This is a genomic window from Chryseobacterium gregarium DSM 19109, assembly GCF_000430845.1.
GTDB classification, from domain to species: domain Bacteria; phylum Bacteroidota; class Bacteroidia; order Flavobacteriales; family Weeksellaceae; genus Chryseobacterium; species Chryseobacterium gregarium.
Window position 1 is genome coordinate 187,170 of the sequence record NZ_AUMU01000003.1, and the last position, 16,824, is coordinate 203,993.

Below are 16,824 nucleotides of genomic sequence, written 5' to 3' on the forward strand. Positions count from 1 at the left end.
CCATTCAAGGGTACGAAAAATCTATCAAAAATAGATCTTTATTTTTAGATAACAATAATAGTAAAAAGTTAAAAAAATTTTAAAAGATAATGGCAAAATTAACCTCAAGAAGCGAAGATTACAGCAAATGGTATAATGAGTTGGTGGTAAAGGCCGACTTGGCTGAAAATTCAGGAGTACGGGGATGCATGGTAATCAAACCTTACGGCTATGCAATCTGGGAGAAAATGCGTGACGAAATGGATAAAAAATTCAAGGAGACCGGTCACGTAAATGCTTATTTCCCGCTGTTTGTGCCCAAAAGCTTATTTGAGGCTGAAGAAAAAAATGCAGAAGGTTTTGCCAAAGAATGTGCCGTTGTCACCCATTACAGACTGAAAACCGATCCTGACAATCCTTCAAAACTGATCGTTGATCCGGATGCCAAGCTGGAAGAGGAGCTGATTGTCCGCCCTACATCGGAGGCAATTATCTGGAACACCTATAAAAACTGGATCCAGTCTTACAGAGACTTACCGATACTGATCAACCAATGGGCCAACGTTGTCCGTTGGGAAATGAGGACGCGCTTATTCTTAAGAACCGCAGAATTCCTGTGGCAGGAAGGCCATACGGCACACGCAACAAAAGAAGAAGCTGTTGAGGAAGCTGAAAAAATGAATAACGTTTATGCTGATTTTGCAGAAAACTTCATGTCAATGCCTGTCATCCAGGGAATCAAAACCCCTTCCGAAAGATTTGCGGGAGCTGACGAAACGTATTGTATTGAAGCCTTAATGCAGGACGGAAAAGCTCTTCAGGCCGGGACTTCACACTTTTTGGGACAGAACTTTGCCAAAGCATTTGACGTAAAATTCACCAATAAAGAAGGAAAAATAGAACATGCCTGGGCGACTTCCTGGGGAACTTCAACCCGTCTGATGGGCGCTTTGATCATGACGCATTCTGATGACTTCGGTTTGGTACTGCCTCCTACCTTGGCCCCGATCCAGGTGGTGATTGTTCCGATCTTCAAAGGTGAGGAACAGCTGGCACAGATCAGTGAAGTAGCTCTGGATATCCAGGCTAAGCTGAGAGCCAAGGGCATTTCCGTTAAGTTCGATGATGATACCCATAACAAACCGGGCTGGAAATTTGCAGAATATGAACTGAAAGGGGTTCCTTTAAGAATCGCTATGGGACCGAGGGATCTCGAAAACAGGTCGGTGGAAATTGCAAGAAGGGATAACCTGACAAAAGAAGTCCGTTCTATTGAAGGTCTGGATTCTTATATTGACGACCTGTTGAAAACCATTCAGAAAGATCTTTATACTAAAGCTGTTGAATTCAGAAAAGACAATATAACAAAAGTTGACAGCTACGAAGAATTTAAAAAAGTTTTAGAAGAAAAAGGCGGATTCATCTATGCCCATTGGGACGGAACTGCCAAAGAGGAGGAGCAGATCAAGGAAGAGACCAAAGCAACGATACGATGCATTCCTTTGGATGATGATATCGAAGCAGGCGTTTCGCTGATTACAGGAAAGCCATCACAAAGAAGGGTTCTATTTGCCAAAGCATATTAAATCCATTATAAACCGAATTGAAAATCTTTAAAAATCCATGTGATTTTTAAAGATTTTTTATTTAAAAGACATATTGGACAAATTTTTGATTAGTATAAACAACATTAATCTCAAAATAATTTATTATGTCTTTAAACATCATTGATTTAATTAAAGGACAGTTAGGCCCCGCCCTGGTATCCCAGGCTGCCTCACAGTTCGGGGAAAGCGAATCGGGCATTTCGAAAGCGATCAGCGGTTTATTGCCGGCTGTTGTAGGCGGACTGGCTAACGATGCTGACAACCCGCATGTATTGGATGCGATCAGCCATTCTTCGTCAACCGGAGTTTTAGGAAACCTACTAGGAGGAACTTCCAACAGCTCTGATATTGCCGGCGTCCTGTCTTCTATTTTCGGAGACAAATTAAACGGGCTGATCAGTGCCGTAGCTACCTACGCAGGCATCAGCAATAATTCTTCAAGTGTTTTACTGAACGTAGTCGCAGCAGCGGCTGTGGGAACTTTGGGAAAATATGCTTCAGATAACAATCTGGACAAACCAGGAATTTCAAACCTGCTGAAAGAACAGCAGGGAAGTGTTGCCGGACTGTTACCTGCCGGACTTTCTTTTGCTTCTTTAAGTATGGGCGATTGGGATGCAAGGTATAAATTTGACAATGACCGTGATAAAATAAATATTCCTGCTCATGAAGAGCCTAAGGTAGAAGTAACAAGAAGCACCACGCCTGAAGGAACTTTCCCTGACAGAAAAATAAAGGATGAAGGCTCGATCTGGAAATGGCTCCTTCCTCTTTTACTCTTAATTGCAGCCGGCTACTTTATCTGGCAGCAGTGTGAAAAGAAAGAAACTACCATTACCACCACTCCTACTGATTCGGGAACTGTTAAATCTGATACCGCCACAGCAGTTTCCCCGGCAAATACCACGGGACAAACGGCAACTTCTTCAAAAACGGATGAAGATATCGATTTAAACGGGACTGCTCTGAAAGGATACCGCGGCGGTATGGAAGATCAGATGATTGCGTTTCTTAAATCTGACGGCTATAAAAACGCTAAGGATGATGACGCATTAAAAACAAACTGGTATAATTTTGACCATGTGAATTTTAAAATGGGGAGTGCCAATCAACTGGAATCCGGATCGGAAAGCCAGCTGCAGAATTTAGTGGCTATTCTGAAAGCTTATCCTAATGCAAAAATTAAAATCGGAGGCTATACGGATAAGACCGGAGACGAAGCCCAGAACATGAAATTATCTGCAGACAGGGCTAATTTCATTAAATCATGGTTAGACAAGCAGGGTGTCGGATCACAGGTAACAGGAGCCGACGGATACGGAAGCGAATTCGCTACAGTGGATGCTTCAGCTTCTGACTCAGAAAGAGCCACCGACAGAAGAATGGCGGTAAGATTTGCAAAATAACCTTTCAGCATATATCAGGAATCCCGGGGAATTAATTTTCCGGGATTTCCTTTTTGTGATTTTCATTTATTTAACTACATTTGTTAGTCATTCCTAACATTATGAATCTGAATTTAAAAAGTGCCTGGCGAAAAGATAAAACCTCAAATTCTCTTGCAGAAGTCTATTCTTCGGTAAAGATTCCTAAAAACGCCGGATTCTGGAGAAAATACCTTGCTTTTGCAGGTCCCGGACTTATGGTTGCGGTAGGATATATGGATCCCGGAAACTGGGCCACTGATATAGCCGGAGGTGCCCAGTTTGGTTATACCCTGCTTTCGGTAATTCTGATTTCCAATATTTTCGCGATGGTTTTACAGCATTTGTCTGTAAAACTGGGTGTTGTTGCAGAAAGGGATCTGGCCCAGGCCTGCAGGGACCATTTCGGGCCCAAGACCAATTTTATGCTTTGGGTATTCTGCGAGATTGCCATTGCCGCCTGTGATCTGGCGGAAGTCATCGGTTCTGCCATTGCTTTGAATTTATTATTTCATATTCCCCTAACCTGGGGAATTGTGATTACCACGGTTGATGTACTGATTATTCTTCTGCTCCAGTCCAAAGGTTTCCGTTGGATCGAAAGTATTGTCGGCGGACTGATTTTCATTATCCTTGCCTGTTTTATTTATGAGCTGGTTATTTCAAAACCGGCAATTAATGAACTGCTTGGAGGGCTGGTTCCTAAAGCGGAGATCATCCGGAATCCTGCGATGCTCTATATAGCGATAGGAATTCTGGGGGCTACGGTCATGCCCCATAATCTGTACCTGCACAGCAGCATTGTTCAGACCAGGGATTATACGCGTGACCGGGAAGGTAAAAAGGAAGCCATAAAATTTGCGACATTAGACAGTACGGTTTCCCTGATGCTGGCATTTTTCATTAATGGTGCCATTCTGATTCTGGCAGCTGCTACCTTTCATGTTTCGGGCAATAAGGATGTTGCCGATATTCATGATGCGTATAAGATGCTGACGCCTATTCTGGGAGCTTCTATGGCAAGTATAGTTTTTGCGGTTGCTTTACTGGCTTCGGGACAGAACTCTACACTTACCGGAACCCTTGCCGGACAGATTGTGATGGAGGGATTTCTAAACATCAGGCTGAAACCCTGGTTAAGACGTTTAATTACCCGATTGATTGCTGTGATTCCGGCTTTGATCGTTGCGATTCTTTACGGTGAGAAGGGAACAACGGAACTGCTGGTTTTAAGCCAGGTTATCCTTTCGATGCAGCTGAGTTTTGCAGTGGTCCCACTGGTGATGTTTACCAGTGACAAAGCAAAAATGGGAGAATTCGTGAACAAGCCTTTTATGAAGATCTGTGTCTGGGTAATTTCATTTGTCATTATTATTTTAAATCTTTATCTTTTGTATCAGACGTTCTTCGGGGAATGATTTTAAATCAGAGAATGGAAGGTTCAGTAAAAAGTTTGCTGTAAAGCCCTGAAGATCTGTCAAACCGGCTATCCTAGCCGCGATAGTAACGGTTACCCCACAGCATGCGGTGGATAAAGCGGCTGTGCGAGGAGTATGAGTGGATAGCGCGATACAGCTCCCGGTTTTATCAATCAATAATGTAGCGTAACAATCATCAATTTTTCCATCTTATGTAAGTATGATCAGCTTACAACCACCTTTTATGCCTAAATGTCCTGATTTTTTATTTGGCAGAATGTTTGTGAATACTAAGGAAAATAAATATTGAATTATGGAAAACCAGGATATCAACGAAGAAAGCATCAATAATCAGGAAGAAACGAATATTCAGAACGACGCTATATCAGAAGACAAAGTGACAGAAAAGCCTTCAGCCGAGGAACTTTTGGCAGAAGAGAAAGACCGCTACATCAGGTTATACGCTGAATTTGAAAACTATAAGAAAAGGACATCAAAAGAGAAGATGGAGTTCTTCCAGTATGCCAACCAGGACATGATGGTTTCTATGCTTGGCGTTTTGGACGACTTTGAAAGAGCCCTGAAAGAAATTGCTAAAAACGGAAACCCTGCCGACCTTCAAGGTGTTGAGCTGATCTACAATAAATTTAAAAGTAAACTGACAGAGAAAGGTTTGAAAATTATGGAAGTGAGAGCTGGAGACAGCTTTAATGTGGATTTCCATGAAGCGATTACCCAGATCCCTGCTCCTTCAGAGGATTTGAAAGGTAAGATCGTGGACGTTATTGAAACAGGATATACCTTAGGCGATAAAGTAATCCGTTTTGCTAAAGTGGTAACAGGAAATTAAAAACATAAGCAATGGGTAATCAGCAATAAGCAATTTTTGAATATTCCTGATTACCCATTATCAATTACTCATATAACAACATGTCAAAAAGAGATTATTACGAGGTTCTTGAAATCAGCAAATCTGCATCAGCCGACGAAATAAAGAAAGCATACCGTAAAATGGCCATCAAATTCCACCCTGATAAAAATCCGGGTGATAAAGAGGCGGAAGATAAATTCAAGGAAGCGGCAGAAGCCTATGAAGTGCTGAGCGACGAGCAGAAACGTGCCCGATACGATCAGTTCGGTCATGCAGGAGTTGGCGGAAGCGGCGGCTTCGGCGGCGGAGGTTTTGGTGGCGGAATGAATATGGAAGACATCTTCAGCCAGTTCGGTGATATTTTCGGAGGAGGCGGCGGTTTCGGAGGATTTGGCGGAAGCGGAGGCCGTCAGCAGGTGAAGGGTTCTAACTTGAGAATCCGCATCAAGCTGAACCTTGAAGAAATGGTAAACGGGACCCAGAAAACCATTAAGGTTAAAAAAATGAAGATGGCAGAAGGGGCCACCTCAAAAACCTGTCCTACCTGCGGAGGTTCCGGAGTCCAGCTGAAAGTGATGAACACGATGTTCGGGCAGATGCAAACGCAGACCACCTGCGGAACGTGCCAGGGAATCGGTAAAGTGGCAGATAAAATTCCGGCAGGGGCCAATGCACAGGGTCTTATCAAAGATGAAGAGGAAATCTCAATCAACATTCCGGCCGGTGCAAGAGACGGAATCCAGCTTAATGTAAGAGGAAAAGGAAATGATGCGCCTTTCGGAGGCATTCCGGGAGACCTGCTGGTAATTATTGAAGAGGAATCGGACAAAACGATCAAAAGAGAAGGTGATAATCTTCACCAGGAATTATACATATCATTCGCCGAAGCCGCATTGGGAACCAAAAAAGAAGTATCGACGGTAGGAGGAAAAGTAAAAATCACCATTGACCCGGGAACACAGTCCGGAAAGATTTTAAGACTGGCGGGAAAAGGCCTTCCAAGCATCGACAGCTACGGAAAAGGCGATATGTTCATCCACATTAACGTATGGACGCCGCAGCAGCTGACGAAAGAGCAGAAAGATTTCTTCGAAAAGCAGATGAGCAGCGGAGAAATGGTGGCAGAACCTTCCGGAAAAGAAAAAACTTTCTTCGATAAGGTGAAAGATTTGTTCAACTAAATATAAAGGATTCTTGCGGGAATCCTTTTTTATGGATCATTGTTAAGTCTAAACTTGGCTGAAATAATTAAGCCATGAAGAAAACAACATCTGCCTGTTTACTGTTATCATTTAATTCCTGTCGGAATGAAAAGACAAAATGCAGCCTGAATTTACAAAATTACTTGATGCTTTTGATGCCGCCCATGCCAGATTTTCAAAACAAATCAACCTTACAGAAAAACAGCTGAATTATCCGGCTATATTTATACATTGATATACCGGTGAGAAATTTCTGCGGAGAATAACAGCCTTGACAGCTTTTAAAAGCCCTTTCTTATCCATGAATTTTAATTTATATTTGCCCAGTCCCCAAAACACTGATGAAATTAATGGATACAAAAACAGTATTTTTAAATGCCTGTAATGCGGTAGCGGATCAGCTTGACGGTTTTGAAAGATATCAAAAAGGCCAAAGGCTTAAAAAAAGTGCCTCTGACAAAGACATTTTCTTTGAGATCAGTTTTCAGAGTGATTTCAGAAACTTTTCTTCCCATATCATGGTTATTCCCGATATTCTCATTTATTCTAAAATCTTAAAAAAATGGCAGATTGAACATAGAAAAAATGAGTTTAGCCACGGGATCATTTACGGAAACCACCTCGGCTATCTTACGCCTTACCATACATGGAAAAAATGGAATGTTGCCGGATTGAGTTTTGACAAATCAGTGAATGAAATCGCAGACAATATTAAAAAATATGTACTCCCCATATTTGAAGTGTTCAGTTCCAGGGAGAACGCCATTGAATTTCTTAAAAACAACGGGACAAAATTCAGTACACATTGCGAAGATTCCTTAGGTCCGATTGATTTTCTGCTGTGCTGTTCAAATAAAGAAACAGCTGAACTGTTTTTTAATAACTATATTAAGAACGGGAATCACAAAAAAAGAATTTCAAGTTTTTATGAGAAATTAAAAACAGAAAGAGAAATTGATCTCAACCATTCCGAGTTTGCGGATGCCGGCCAAATAAAACTGGCCTACCTCAATGACCTTTCAATAGATAACTCAATAAGGTGATTGAATTTCAAGATTATGAAAATTAATCAGGAAAGCGAATAGTCTGATCGTGATCATTACAGCAGATATTTTACCATTTTATTTATCAAAACCAGGATCAAGCTCGCGAGAATCAAAATAACTGTAAAAATTATATTCTGAAATGATGTAATATACGTTGATTTGTAAACGAAATGCATTAATAAGGGATGCAATAAATATATTGCGGTTGAAATGCTCGCCAGAATTTTAGAATCCGTTTTTACGGTAATATTTTTACAGTACAGAAACAGTAAAGGACAGGCAATTAATAAAGAAAACAATACATCGATACTTTCTTTCTGACTTAATTTTAAAACTGTATAATTGAGGAAAGCTTCAAAAACGACAAGACCCGCTGAAGCTAAAACAAGTGCAAGAGAAGGTTTATGCCTGACATCAATCCCTAATTTTTTAATTAAGAAGCCCATTCCCAAAAACGGAAAACATACGAATAAAAAGTTTCTGTAGCTTGGGAATACATTTAGGGCAGCATCAATTTCGCCATTGAAATAATGTGAATTTCCTAAAAACTGAATGGCATATCCGCAGCAGAAAAACAATAAGATAATTAAAATCAACAACTTAGGCGGTACATTTCTTAATACAAATAACAGCAAGCCTGAGAAAAAAGTCCCGATCAGGTACCATAAATGATGATATCCGAACAGAATGTTTAAAAGGTAATGGTCATCTTCTTTCCAGAGCGGAAAGTAAACAACCGACCAGATGATATACAGTAAAAGTATCCGGACCGACCATTTTTTCAATCTTGAAACATCATCAACAAAGTAAAAAAAATATCCGGAGATAATCAGGAACACCGGAACGCCCATCCTGAAAAGTCCGTTGACCAACACATAGCTCAGCGAAGGATAAGAATCCCGCAAAACGTGCCTGTGCAGGCAAACGACGAAAAATGCCAGCAGAATTTTTAACAGGTCAATGGATAAGCTTCTCATAACGGATAAAGCTTATGAAAACAATATGACTCAAATGTACTGCCTTCATAAGCTTTTTACAACTTTAAATCTAAGAAAAACTGATTATCGGCGGACTGTAGTATACATTTTCTTCCCGATTGTGAAAAGAGCAACTGCGATCAATCCTCCGGCCAGTCCTAATATCACTTCTTTCAGGATGGTCAGGATTTTACTGGAAGACCAAGATGGTAAAATATGGTGGAAATAGTCTATCCTGTGTGCAAAAATTCCGCCTGCCACCATAATTAAAGCAATGGTACCGATTACGCCCAAAGCTTTAATGACAATCGGTAAAGCCTTTACGAGTAAATGGCCCAGTTTTCCGAAGAACCCTTTGTCATTGCTTTTTTTGATCAGCTTAAACCCGGCATCATCCATTCTTACAATCAAAGCCACAATTCCATATACGCCTACCGTGGCTATAAATGCAACCAGACTCGTTACTAAAATCTGTGTAATGAAAGGATGCTTTTCTTCCAGAACCGTTCCCAAAGCAATAATGACAATCTCAATAGACAGAATGAAATCCGTGGTAATGGCGGATTTCACTTTTGTTTTTTCTATTTCTTCAGGCGTTTGATCTTCTTCTTTAGCTTCTTCCACTACCTCATGGCCTTTTTTTTCACGGTGAAACAGGAATTCTATAATTTTTTCAACCCCTTCGAAAGCAAGGTATAATCCTCCCAGAATCAACACATAATTAATCGCCGGTTCATACAGCCAGTTCAGTAAAAACACAACAGGCAGAATGATTAATTTGTTAATGAAAGAACCTTTTGTAATAGCCCACAGTACCGGTAGCTCCCTTGACGCGAGGAAACCGGTTGCTTTTTCCGCATTTACCGCAAGATCATCGCCCAGGATTCCTGCCGTTTTCTGTGTTGCTATTTTACTGGTAACCGCCACATCATCCATCAAAGCAGCAATATCGTCCAAAATTGCAAAAAAACCAGATGCCATAAGTTTTAATATTTTTTTAATAATTGTTAAAGGCAAAAATAATTATTTAATTCGATTTATGGGTTACCAGAACATTGTTTTAAATAATTATATTCATCGTTTATAATAGAATCTAGATTAATAGAATTCCCCTATTTGCTTGAAAATAATTTATCAGTTAATCAAAAACAATACAAAAAGTTCTGTTCATTCTGATTATGATCAAATATCATATTTGTAAAATTTAATTTTATGCATATTTTCTGTACATTTATTCTATGAAAAAGCTGATTCTTAACTACCATTTCTTTGTTTTAGGCTTAATCGGCTTTGTTCTCAATTCATGCAATACCAGATTTCGGGTTTGGGTAGGAACCGATAACGAACAGAAAATCTACAATTTAAAATACGGTGCCCATAAAAAGCAAAAGATGGATGTCTTTCTTCCGTCCGGTTACCCTGAAAATTCCCCGGTTGTTTTAATTGTTCATGGCGGTGCCTGGACGCTGGGTAAAAAAGAACATATGATCCAAGTTCAGAAAATGCTTTTTAAGAATAACATCCCGAGCATTAATATGAATTACCGGCTGGTTTCAAAATCAAAAAAAATCACCTACAGACAGCAGCTGGAAGATATTCAGTCTGTGATTATGAAATTCAATGAATTAGCAGGGAAAGCCGGGCTTCAGCCTGATAATTATATTATTTTAGGGGAAAGTTCCGGCGGCCATCTGTCTTTGTTATACGGATACCAGCATCCGGATCAGATTAAAAAAATCATTTCCTTGAGCGGCCCAACCGATTTTTATTCTCCGGAATACCTGAATTCCTTTTATTCCAAATATTCTTCACCTACGATTCAGAAAGTGGTCGGTGAAAAATTTCAGCGTAAAAGTCTTTCTGAAGAATTCAAAAAAGCAAGTCCGATCTATAATGTTTCCCCTGTTCCGACTTTATTTTTCCAGGGCACAAACGATTTTCTGGTGAATCAGAAACAGGGATTGGCTTTGGATTCGGTATTAACCGCGCAAAACATTCCCCACAAATTCATTTATATGAAGAAAACCGGACATGTACCGAGGTTTTTCAGCAAAAAGAAAAGAGACAACATTATTTATCCCAATATTTTGGAATGGATTAAGTATTGAGATATTAGAGATCAATTTTTCAGGTCTATATCATTCTGACGAAGGAATAATCTATCTATTAATTTGAAATGCTATTCAGGGCCTGTTTTAATTCAGTAGTAAAACTTTTAAAGCTGATTTTTAGATCCATCAGATTTAAAGGCACATAAAATCTGCATGAAATTATATTCTGCAATGAAGTTTTAATATGATTTACAGTATCAAAAAAAATAACCTGCTCAGGAAAGCAGGTTATTAACAGATATATAAAAGTAATCCTTATTTATTTTCCTCATCAAAATTATGATTTTCATATTTCGAAAAGTCTTCTTTTTTTCCGAATAAGAACTTGATGATTATCGGTACCGTGGTTATGAGAACAATAACGATGATGATTAATTCAAGTTTTGTTTTAAGGTCAATTCCGAACTGGTCCATGAACAGTTTATCCAGGTAATGTCCCGCAAAGATCAGTAAAAACGACCAGAGTACCGCTCCGATGATATTGTCTCTGAGAAATTCCTTTTTATTCATCCTTACAATGCCTGCAACAATCGGTGTGAACGTCCTGACCACCGGTAAAAACCTTGCCATGATAATCGCCAGCGCTCCATTTTTCTCAAAGAAGTCATGGGCTTGGTACAGGTATTTTTTCTTAAACAGCATAGTATCCTTCTTTTTGTACAGGGCAGGACCGGTTTTCAGCCCGAAATAATACCCTACTTCATTACCGATAATTGCCGCAATGGCAACGCATGAAGCCAGAATGGTAGTATCTAAAAAATCGCTGCCTGTAGACCCGAAGGTTTCAGAAATAATCTTAACGGCATAAATTCCCGATACGAAAAGCAAAGAATCTCCCGGAAGAAAAAAACCGATAAACAAACCCGTTTCGGCAAAAATAATGAATAGAATTAACCAAAAACCACCGTTATCTATATAAAATTCCGGGTTTAATAAATCTTTCCAGTTATTGAAATCTTCCATACGTTTTGATAAGGAACAAAAATAAGCTTAATAAAGATCAAAAGGAAATTTATTATAAGATTTTAACTAAATTTAAAAATGACTTTTATAGGTACATATCGTCATCAGAAACGGCGGTTCCGTCGGCCATCAGAAATGCTTTGAGGAATGGCGTCAGATTTCCGTTCATTACAGAATCCACATCCGAAGTCTCAAATCCGGAACGCACATCTTTTACCAGTTTATAAGGGTGCATGACGTAATTTCTGATCTGGCTTCCCCACTCGATTTTCATTTTGCCGGCTTCGATTTCATTACGGGCTTTCAGGCGCTCTTCCAGTTCCATTTCATATAATCTGGAACGGAGCAGCTGCATGGCCTTTTCCTTATTCTGGAGCTGGGAACGCGATTCCGAGTTTTCGATGATAATCCCTGTTGGAGCGTGGCGAAGACGCACCGCAGTTTCCACCTTGTTCACATTCTGGCCTCCTGCTCCGGAAGACCTCATCGTTTCAAAACTGATGTCAGCCGGATTAATGTTGATTTCGATTGTATCATCCACCAGCGGATACACATATACCGAAACGAAACTCGTATGGCGCTTTGCATTGGAATCAAACGGTGAAATCCTTACCAGCCGGTGTACGCCGTTTTCCCCTCTCAGATATCCGAAGGCAAACTCACCTTCAATTTCCAGGGTTACGGTTTTTACTCCAGCCACTTCACCTTCCTGAAAGTTCAGTTCACGGATTCTGTATCCCTGTTTTTCAGACCACATAGTATACATCCTCATCAGCATTGAGGCCCAGTCGCAGCTTTCCGTTCCTCCGGCCCCAGCGGTAATCTGCAGCACGGCAGAAAGCTCATCGCCTTCATTGGAAAGCATATTTTTAAATTCAAGGTCTTCAATTTTCTCAAGCAGCTTAGGGAAATTTTCGTCCAGTTCTTTTTCGGAGTCCTGGTCTTCTTTGGCAAATTCTACCAAGACCTGTATATCTTCAAACTGGGTATTGATCTCGTCATAGGCTTCCACCCATTTCTTCTTGGAACGGAGCTGCTTTAAAAATACTTCCGCTGTTTTAGGATTGTCCCAAAATTCCGGTGCAGCGGTTTTTTCATCATCATTGGCAATCTCGATCTTCTTTTTTTCGATCTGAAGATATTTATGCAGGTCACCGATTCTCGATTGGGTTTCTTTTATATGGTCGTTGTTAATCACGAATGTTTATTTTTTACAAAAATAAGAAATTTTTATTCCAATATTCTTTATTGCGCACTCGGTTATGGATCAATCCTATCTCTTGATTCAAAAATTTTACTGAGATCTTTTTTTGATCTCCTGCTTTCCGCTTTAAAACCTGCCAATACCATCAGATAGGCAAAAAACACCATGAATAAAGGAATGAAAGTTTCAAAAGACCATTCTGCATCAGAAGAAATCAGGACGATAAAAAAAAGAAATGCCATGGAGCACCAGAATATTGTAAATAAACTCACAAAAAGATTAAGTCTCATCTTAACCTCAATCTGCGTCGCATGGTTACTCCGTTGAAATGTTCCTTCAATTTCGGGCTGAAAGGAATTTCTGTATCTTAAAATCCTGCTGATCTCAAATGTATTATCATTATTAACATGACCTTCATATTCCTTCATTGCATGCGTACGGATTATTCGAAACTTCTTTGTTTCAACGTGGTCGGAAAGCCTTCTAAATAATTCCTGCTCAGACAGATCTGTTCTATAGATCAGGCGTTCAAAAGGTAAAAATTTCATATATAGCTGTGTTGAAGGACTAACCCTTTTTTGCTCCTGCATTTTTGTCTTCTTCGTCATTATGATGGAAACCGATAATCCTCCTCGGCTCTTCAACCGCTTTATAAGAATCCAGTTCGGTTTTCAGACCGTGCATCCTGTATTGGAACTGGTCTGCATTATTAACGGCTACGTCTCTTAAAAACAGGGCGATCTGATCCAGGTATTCCCCGGTCAGTTTTCCGGCAGCATCTCTCAGAGCTGCATCCAAAAGCGGTTTGTCGATCTTCAGGCTTTCATTTCTGGTTTTGTAATACAGATGTCTGATGCGTTTTTTTAAACTTTGCGTAAAATCGATCAGCATGGTATTGCTGAACACTTTCATTCTTGAGGAAACGTCATGCCAGAAAGGAATCTGGTCCGCTTTGCTGTTTTTTAAAATTTTATACAAAAGAGAATCCTTTTCCAGATTTTTGGTCATGAAATACATGATGATTTCCGACCGTTCCGCAAGGTTCGGGGGAAATACCGGAATCATGACATCAAACCTTCCGGGAGCCAGGATTTCTTCATCAATATCTGAAACAGAAGTTGCAGAACCGACCATTAAAACATATTCCTGTTCGAATTTCGAAATATAATGGAGGATCACCTCCTGGGTTTCCAGGTTACAGGAAGCTATATTTTTTTCAGCTTTTCCGGCCATCATAATGTCATCAAAATCATCAAGAAACAGCAATACTTTGTCTTCTTTCATCATCGTCACCAGAAAATCATTAAAATTGGTCTGGTTTCCGTCTATGAAAGAGGTTCCCAGGTAATGTTTTTTCACCTCCTTAAATTGATAGCCGATAATTTCCGCAATCTTTTTGGCCCAGAAAATCTTCCCGCTGCCGGGAGGCCCGTACAGAATAATCCCTGCCGGCTTATTGATTCCCCAGTCTCTGATCTGCTGCGGATTGATGAAAGGTTCCAGAACGCCGGAGATATAGAAAAACAAATCCCTGTACCCAATAAAATCTCTTTTCTGCAGGCTTGTGGTATGCCCGAAATAATTATAGACAAACTGATAATTCCCGCCCAGTTTATTGTCGATCCCATAGCTTGAAACCGATGATTTAAAAAAGCCGTTATCGAAAATATTCGGGGTTATTTCTTTAATGGCCTGTTCTACTTTTTCCTTGGGCTGGTTGATTTTATCCGCAATTTGTCCGGATGTTTTTTCTTTGCCGAGATCTTTTTCATAACGCTTTAAAAAATCTATGTTTTCACGGGTAAATTTTTCAAAATCTTTTTTTACTTCAAAATTTGTACTGATGCATTCGCCCAGCTCCAGATCAAAATCCTGGATAAACTGTTTTATGGCTTCGGCGGAAACATGAAGTTCTTCAGCCAGTTCAATCAATTTCATAATAACCTATTAATATTATAAATATAATGATTTTTAAGAAATCTGAAGAGGGTTTTCTGCTGTCCGGCATACAATAAACTCATATAGAGAACTTCTAAATATGTTTTTAAAGGCTTAAAAGCACAGGCAACAGATTTGCTCAGATACTTTCAGATTCAGAAAGCAACAGCCGCCCAAAGTATTTATTAATCAATTTTGTAACAATTCACCACCCGCAGAGACTATTATAAGGTAAAACAAATTACATGGAAAAAATTTTATCTGTCAAGAATCTGACTAAAAAATTCAAGAGAACGGTAGTCAACAATATTTCCTTTGATGTAGAAAGAGGAAATGTTTACGGACTTCTGGGCCCGAACGGGAGCGGGAAATCCACTACTTTCGGAATGCTGCTTTCTACCATTAACCCTACGAGCGGCGAATGGTACTGGTTCGGGAAAAAAGGCACTGATCCTGATACGCTGAAAAAAATCGGCGCCATCATTGAACAGCCGAATTTCTATCCTTACCTGAGTGCGGAGACCAATCTGAAAATCGTAGCGGAAATTAAAGAGACGCCTCAGAAAAGGATTGATGAAGTTTTGCAGACCGTAGGCCTTCTGGAGCGGAAAAAAGATGCTTTTAAAACCTTTTCTTTAGGGATGAAACAGCGTCTTGCCATTGCCTCTGCCATGCTCAACAACCCTGAAGTGATGATTCTGGACGAACCTACCAACGGGCTCGATCCTGAAGGGATCATCCAGATCCGTGAGATCATCAGCAATATTGCAAAACAGGGCATTACCATTATCATTGCCAGCCACTTACTGGATGAAATTGAAAAGATATGCAGCCACGTGATTGTTTTAAAGGAAGGAAATTCCATTTATTCCGGAAGGGTGGATGAAATAACCGCCAACAACGGATATTTTGAATTAAAAGCAGACAACAATACCTTACTGATGAGTGCGCTGGAAGAACTCAAATGGTTCACTGCCGTTAAACAGGACGGTGATGTACTGAAAGCCCAGATCCGTGATGATGCTTCAATCTCAGCCTCCAACCTGAATCAGAAGCTTGCTGAAAAAGGGATTTTCCTGTCTCATTTAAACAAGAAAAAAATGTCTCTTGAATCTCAATTCCTTGAACTTGTAAAAAAAACTAACTGATCATGACCAAACTATTAAAACTGGAATATTATAAAAATCTGAACTACAGACCGTTCAAGATTTTTACAGCACTGTATTTTGCCATCCTTATTGCATTGCTTTTTATCGGGCTGGTTGATTTTGACCTTTTGGGAGGAACCATCAATCTGAAAGAACAAGGAATTTATAATTTTCCGGAAATATGGAATTTCACCACCTATATCGTCGCATTACTTAAAATCTTTCTGGGGCTGATCATTGTGTTTTCCATCTGCCAGGAATTCAGCAACCGGATGTTTAAGCAGAACACGATTGACGGACTGAGCAGAAAAGAATTCATCAGCTCCAAGCTGCTGATCATCGCTATTTTTACCATTGTTTCAACCTTAGTAGTGTTTGCCATTACGATGTTTTTAGGATATCAATATTCCAAAACAACTGACTCTGAAACGGTTTTCAGCGAAATTTTCTTCATCGGGAACTATTTTGTGAAACTGTTCACTTTTTTCTGCTTCCTGATGTTTCTTTCCATCTTACTGAGAAAATCGGTTTTTGTTTTTCTTGCCCTGTTTGTATTCTGGGTTGTTGAAGGGATTTTAACGGCGGTAGAGGTATATACCAAAGTGAAAGGAATGCAGGGCCCTCAAAGAAATGATATCCTTCAGAATGACTTTTTTGTCACCCATCTTTTACCGCTGGAAAGTATGTCAAGCCTTATTCCCAATCCGATGATGAGACTGAATATGGCCAAGATGATGGGCATGAAGTACGAATTCCACTATCCTACGGAAAGCATGATTGCCTGTCTGGTATGGTGTGGAATCTTTATCTTTGGATCATACTGGATTTTAAGAAAAAGAGACTGGTAAATTCCTGAGTAAAATATTAAAGATACCAACTTCATATGTGAAGATTGTTTTTTTAAACGTGATCCGGAAACCGGATCACGTTTTTTAT

Annotated in this window: 15 protein-coding genes; 9 read left to right on the forward strand and 6 right to left on the reverse strand. The window is 39.8% G+C overall.

The window, feature by feature from the left end; genetic code table 11:
• Window positions 1-89 precede the first annotated feature (89 nt).
• From proS to H561_RS0105930, 6 genes are all read left to right on the forward strand, one after another.
• Window positions 90-1,565: a proline--tRNA ligase gene (proS, locus tag H561_RS0105900; protein WP_027386168.1), complete on the forward strand. Its 1,476-nt coding sequence runs from the start codon at window positions 90-92 to the stop codon at window positions 1,563-1,565.
• A 125-nt stretch (window positions 1,566-1,690) separates the two neighbouring features.
• Window positions 1,691-2,992, forward strand: coding sequence for an OmpA family protein (locus H561_RS0105905; protein WP_027386169.1), 1,302 nt, complete (start codon window positions 1,691-1,693; stop codon window positions 2,990-2,992).
• A 101-nt stretch (window positions 2,993-3,093) separates the two neighbouring features.
• Window positions 3,094-4,428 carry an Nramp family divalent metal transporter gene (locus H561_RS0105910; protein WP_027386170.1) on the forward strand — a complete coding sequence of 445 codons (1,335 nt, stop codon included), beginning with the start codon at window positions 3,094-3,096 and terminating at the stop codon, window positions 4,426-4,428.
• 313 nt (window positions 4,429-4,741) lie between these two features.
• The gene (locus H561_RS0105915; protein ID WP_034761478.1) at window positions 4,742-5,278 is read left to right on the forward strand and encodes a nucleotide exchange factor GrpE; all 537 of its coding nucleotides are present in this window, start codon (window positions 4,742-4,744) and stop codon (window positions 5,276-5,278) included.
• An 80-nt stretch (window positions 5,279-5,358) separates the two neighbouring features.
• Entirely contained in the window at window positions 5,359-6,480 is a 1,122-nt protein-coding gene (gene dnaJ, locus H561_RS0105920; RefSeq protein WP_027386172.1) for a molecular chaperone DnaJ, read from the forward strand.
• A 371-nt stretch (window positions 6,481-6,851) separates the two neighbouring features.
• Window positions 6,852-7,544, forward strand: a complete 693-nt coding sequence (locus H561_RS0105930) for a hypothetical protein (protein WP_155845750.1) — start codon at window positions 6,852-6,854, stop codon at window positions 7,542-7,544.
• 56 nt (window positions 7,545-7,600) lie between these two features.
• Here the strand turns inward: H561_RS0105930 and H561_RS0105935 are convergent, their stop codons facing one another.
• Window positions 7,601-8,524, reverse strand: coding sequence for an acyltransferase family protein (locus H561_RS0105935; RefSeq protein WP_027386174.1), 924 nt, complete (start codon window positions 8,522-8,524; stop codon window positions 7,601-7,603).
• An 84-nt stretch (window positions 8,525-8,608) separates the two neighbouring features.
• The gene (locus H561_RS0105940) at window positions 8,609-9,505 is read right to left on the reverse strand and encodes a DUF808 domain-containing protein (RefSeq protein WP_027386175.1); all 897 of its coding nucleotides are present in this window, start codon (window positions 9,503-9,505) and stop codon (window positions 8,609-8,611) included.
• A gap of 257 nt (window positions 9,506-9,762) precedes the next feature.
• Here H561_RS0105940 and H561_RS0105945 point away from each other — a divergent pair, with 257 nt between their 5' ends.
• The gene (locus H561_RS0105945; RefSeq protein ID WP_027386176.1) at window positions 9,763-10,632 is read left to right on the forward strand and encodes an alpha/beta hydrolase; all 870 of its coding nucleotides are present in this window, start codon (window positions 9,763-9,765) and stop codon (window positions 10,630-10,632) included.
• Window positions 10,633-10,890: 258 nt separating this feature from the next.
• Here H561_RS0105945 and H561_RS0105950 read toward each other — a convergent pair whose 3' ends face one another.
• The 4 genes from H561_RS0105950 to H561_RS0105965 all read right to left on the reverse strand — a co-directional run bounded on the left by H561_RS0105950 (window position 10,891) and on the right by H561_RS0105965 (window position 14,740).
• A complete protein-coding gene (locus tag H561_RS0105950) occupies window positions 10,891-11,598 on the reverse strand; it encodes a DedA family protein (RefSeq protein ID WP_027386177.1) in 708 nt (235 codons plus the stop codon).
• A gap of 85 nt (window positions 11,599-11,683) precedes the next feature.
• The gene (prfB, locus tag H561_RS0105955) at window positions 11,684-12,796 is read right to left on the reverse strand and encodes a peptide chain release factor 2 (protein ID WP_027386178.1); all 1,113 of its coding nucleotides are present in this window, start codon (window positions 12,794-12,796) and stop codon (window positions 11,684-11,686) included.
• Between the two features lie 62 nt (window positions 12,797-12,858).
• Entirely contained in the window at window positions 12,859-13,350 is a 492-nt protein-coding gene (locus H561_RS0105960; RefSeq protein WP_027386179.1) for a hypothetical protein, read from the reverse strand.
• Between the two features lie 19 nt (window positions 13,351-13,369).
• A complete protein-coding gene (locus tag H561_RS0105965; RefSeq protein ID WP_027386180.1) occupies window positions 13,370-14,740 on the reverse strand; it encodes an AAA family ATPase in 1,371 nt (456 codons plus the stop codon).
• A 245-nt stretch (window positions 14,741-14,985) separates the two neighbouring features.
• On the opposite strand from H561_RS0105965, the gene H561_RS0105970 reads away from it, so the two are divergent.
• Together H561_RS0105970 and H561_RS0105975 are read left to right on the forward strand one after the other, a co-directional pair.
• A complete protein-coding gene (locus H561_RS0105970) occupies window positions 14,986-15,888 on the forward strand; it encodes an ABC transporter ATP-binding protein (RefSeq protein WP_027386181.1) in 903 nt (300 codons plus the stop codon).
• Window positions 15,889-15,890: 2 nt separating this feature from the next.
• On the forward strand, window positions 15,891-16,736 hold the full coding sequence (locus H561_RS0105975) for an ABC transporter permease (protein ID WP_027386182.1): 846 nt from the start codon (window positions 15,891-15,893) through the stop codon (window positions 16,734-16,736).
• Window positions 16,737-16,824: the final 88 nt, after the last annotated feature.

What these genes read in the sequence shown, in the direction of transcription:
- proS (WP_027386168.1), top strand. Translation starts at nt 90, where the DNA reads ATGGCAAAATTAACCTCAAGAAGCGAAGATTACAGCAAATGGTATAAT.
- H561_RS0105905 (WP_027386169.1), top strand. Translation starts at nt 1,691, where the DNA reads ATGTCTTTAAACATCATTGATTTAATTAAAGGACAGTTAGGCCCCGCC.
- H561_RS0105910 (WP_027386170.1), top strand. Translation starts at nt 3,094, where the DNA reads ATGAATCTGAATTTAAAAAGTGCCTGGCGAAAAGATAAAACCTCAAAT.
- H561_RS0105915 (WP_034761478.1), top strand. Translation starts at nt 4,742, where the DNA reads ATGGAAAACCAGGATATCAACGAAGAAAGCATCAATAATCAGGAAGAA.
- dnaJ (WP_027386172.1), top strand. Translation starts at nt 5,359, where the DNA reads ATGTCAAAAAGAGATTATTACGAGGTTCTTGAAATCAGCAAATCTGCA.
- H561_RS0105930 (WP_155845750.1), top strand. Translation starts at nt 6,852, where the DNA reads ATGGATACAAAAACAGTATTTTTAAATGCCTGTAATGCGGTAGCGGAT.
- H561_RS0105935 (WP_027386174.1), bottom strand. Translation starts at nt 8,524, where the DNA reads ATGAGAAGCTTATCCATTGACCTGTTAAAAATTCTGCTGGCATTTTTC.
- H561_RS0105940 (WP_027386175.1), bottom strand. Translation starts at nt 9,505, where the DNA reads ATGGCATCTGGTTTTTTTGCAATTTTGGACGATATTGCTGCTTTGATG.
- H561_RS0105945 (WP_027386176.1), top strand. Translation starts at nt 9,763, where the DNA reads ATGAAAAAGCTGATTCTTAACTACCATTTCTTTGTTTTAGGCTTAATC.
- H561_RS0105950 (WP_027386177.1), bottom strand. Translation starts at nt 11,598, where the DNA reads ATGGAAGATTTCAATAACTGGAAAGATTTATTAAACCCGGAATTTTAT.
- H561_RS0105960 (WP_027386179.1), bottom strand. Translation starts at nt 13,350, where the DNA reads ATGAAATTTTTACCTTTTGAACGCCTGATCTATAGAACAGATCTGTCT.
- H561_RS0105965 (WP_027386180.1), bottom strand. Translation starts at nt 14,740, where the DNA reads ATGAAATTGATTGAACTGGCTGAAGAACTTCATGTTTCCGCCGAAGCC.
- H561_RS0105970 (WP_027386181.1), top strand. Translation starts at nt 14,986, where the DNA reads ATGGAAAAAATTTTATCTGTCAAGAATCTGACTAAAAAATTCAAGAGA.
- H561_RS0105975 (WP_027386182.1), top strand. Translation starts at nt 15,891, where the DNA reads ATGACCAAACTATTAAAACTGGAATATTATAAAAATCTGAACTACAGA.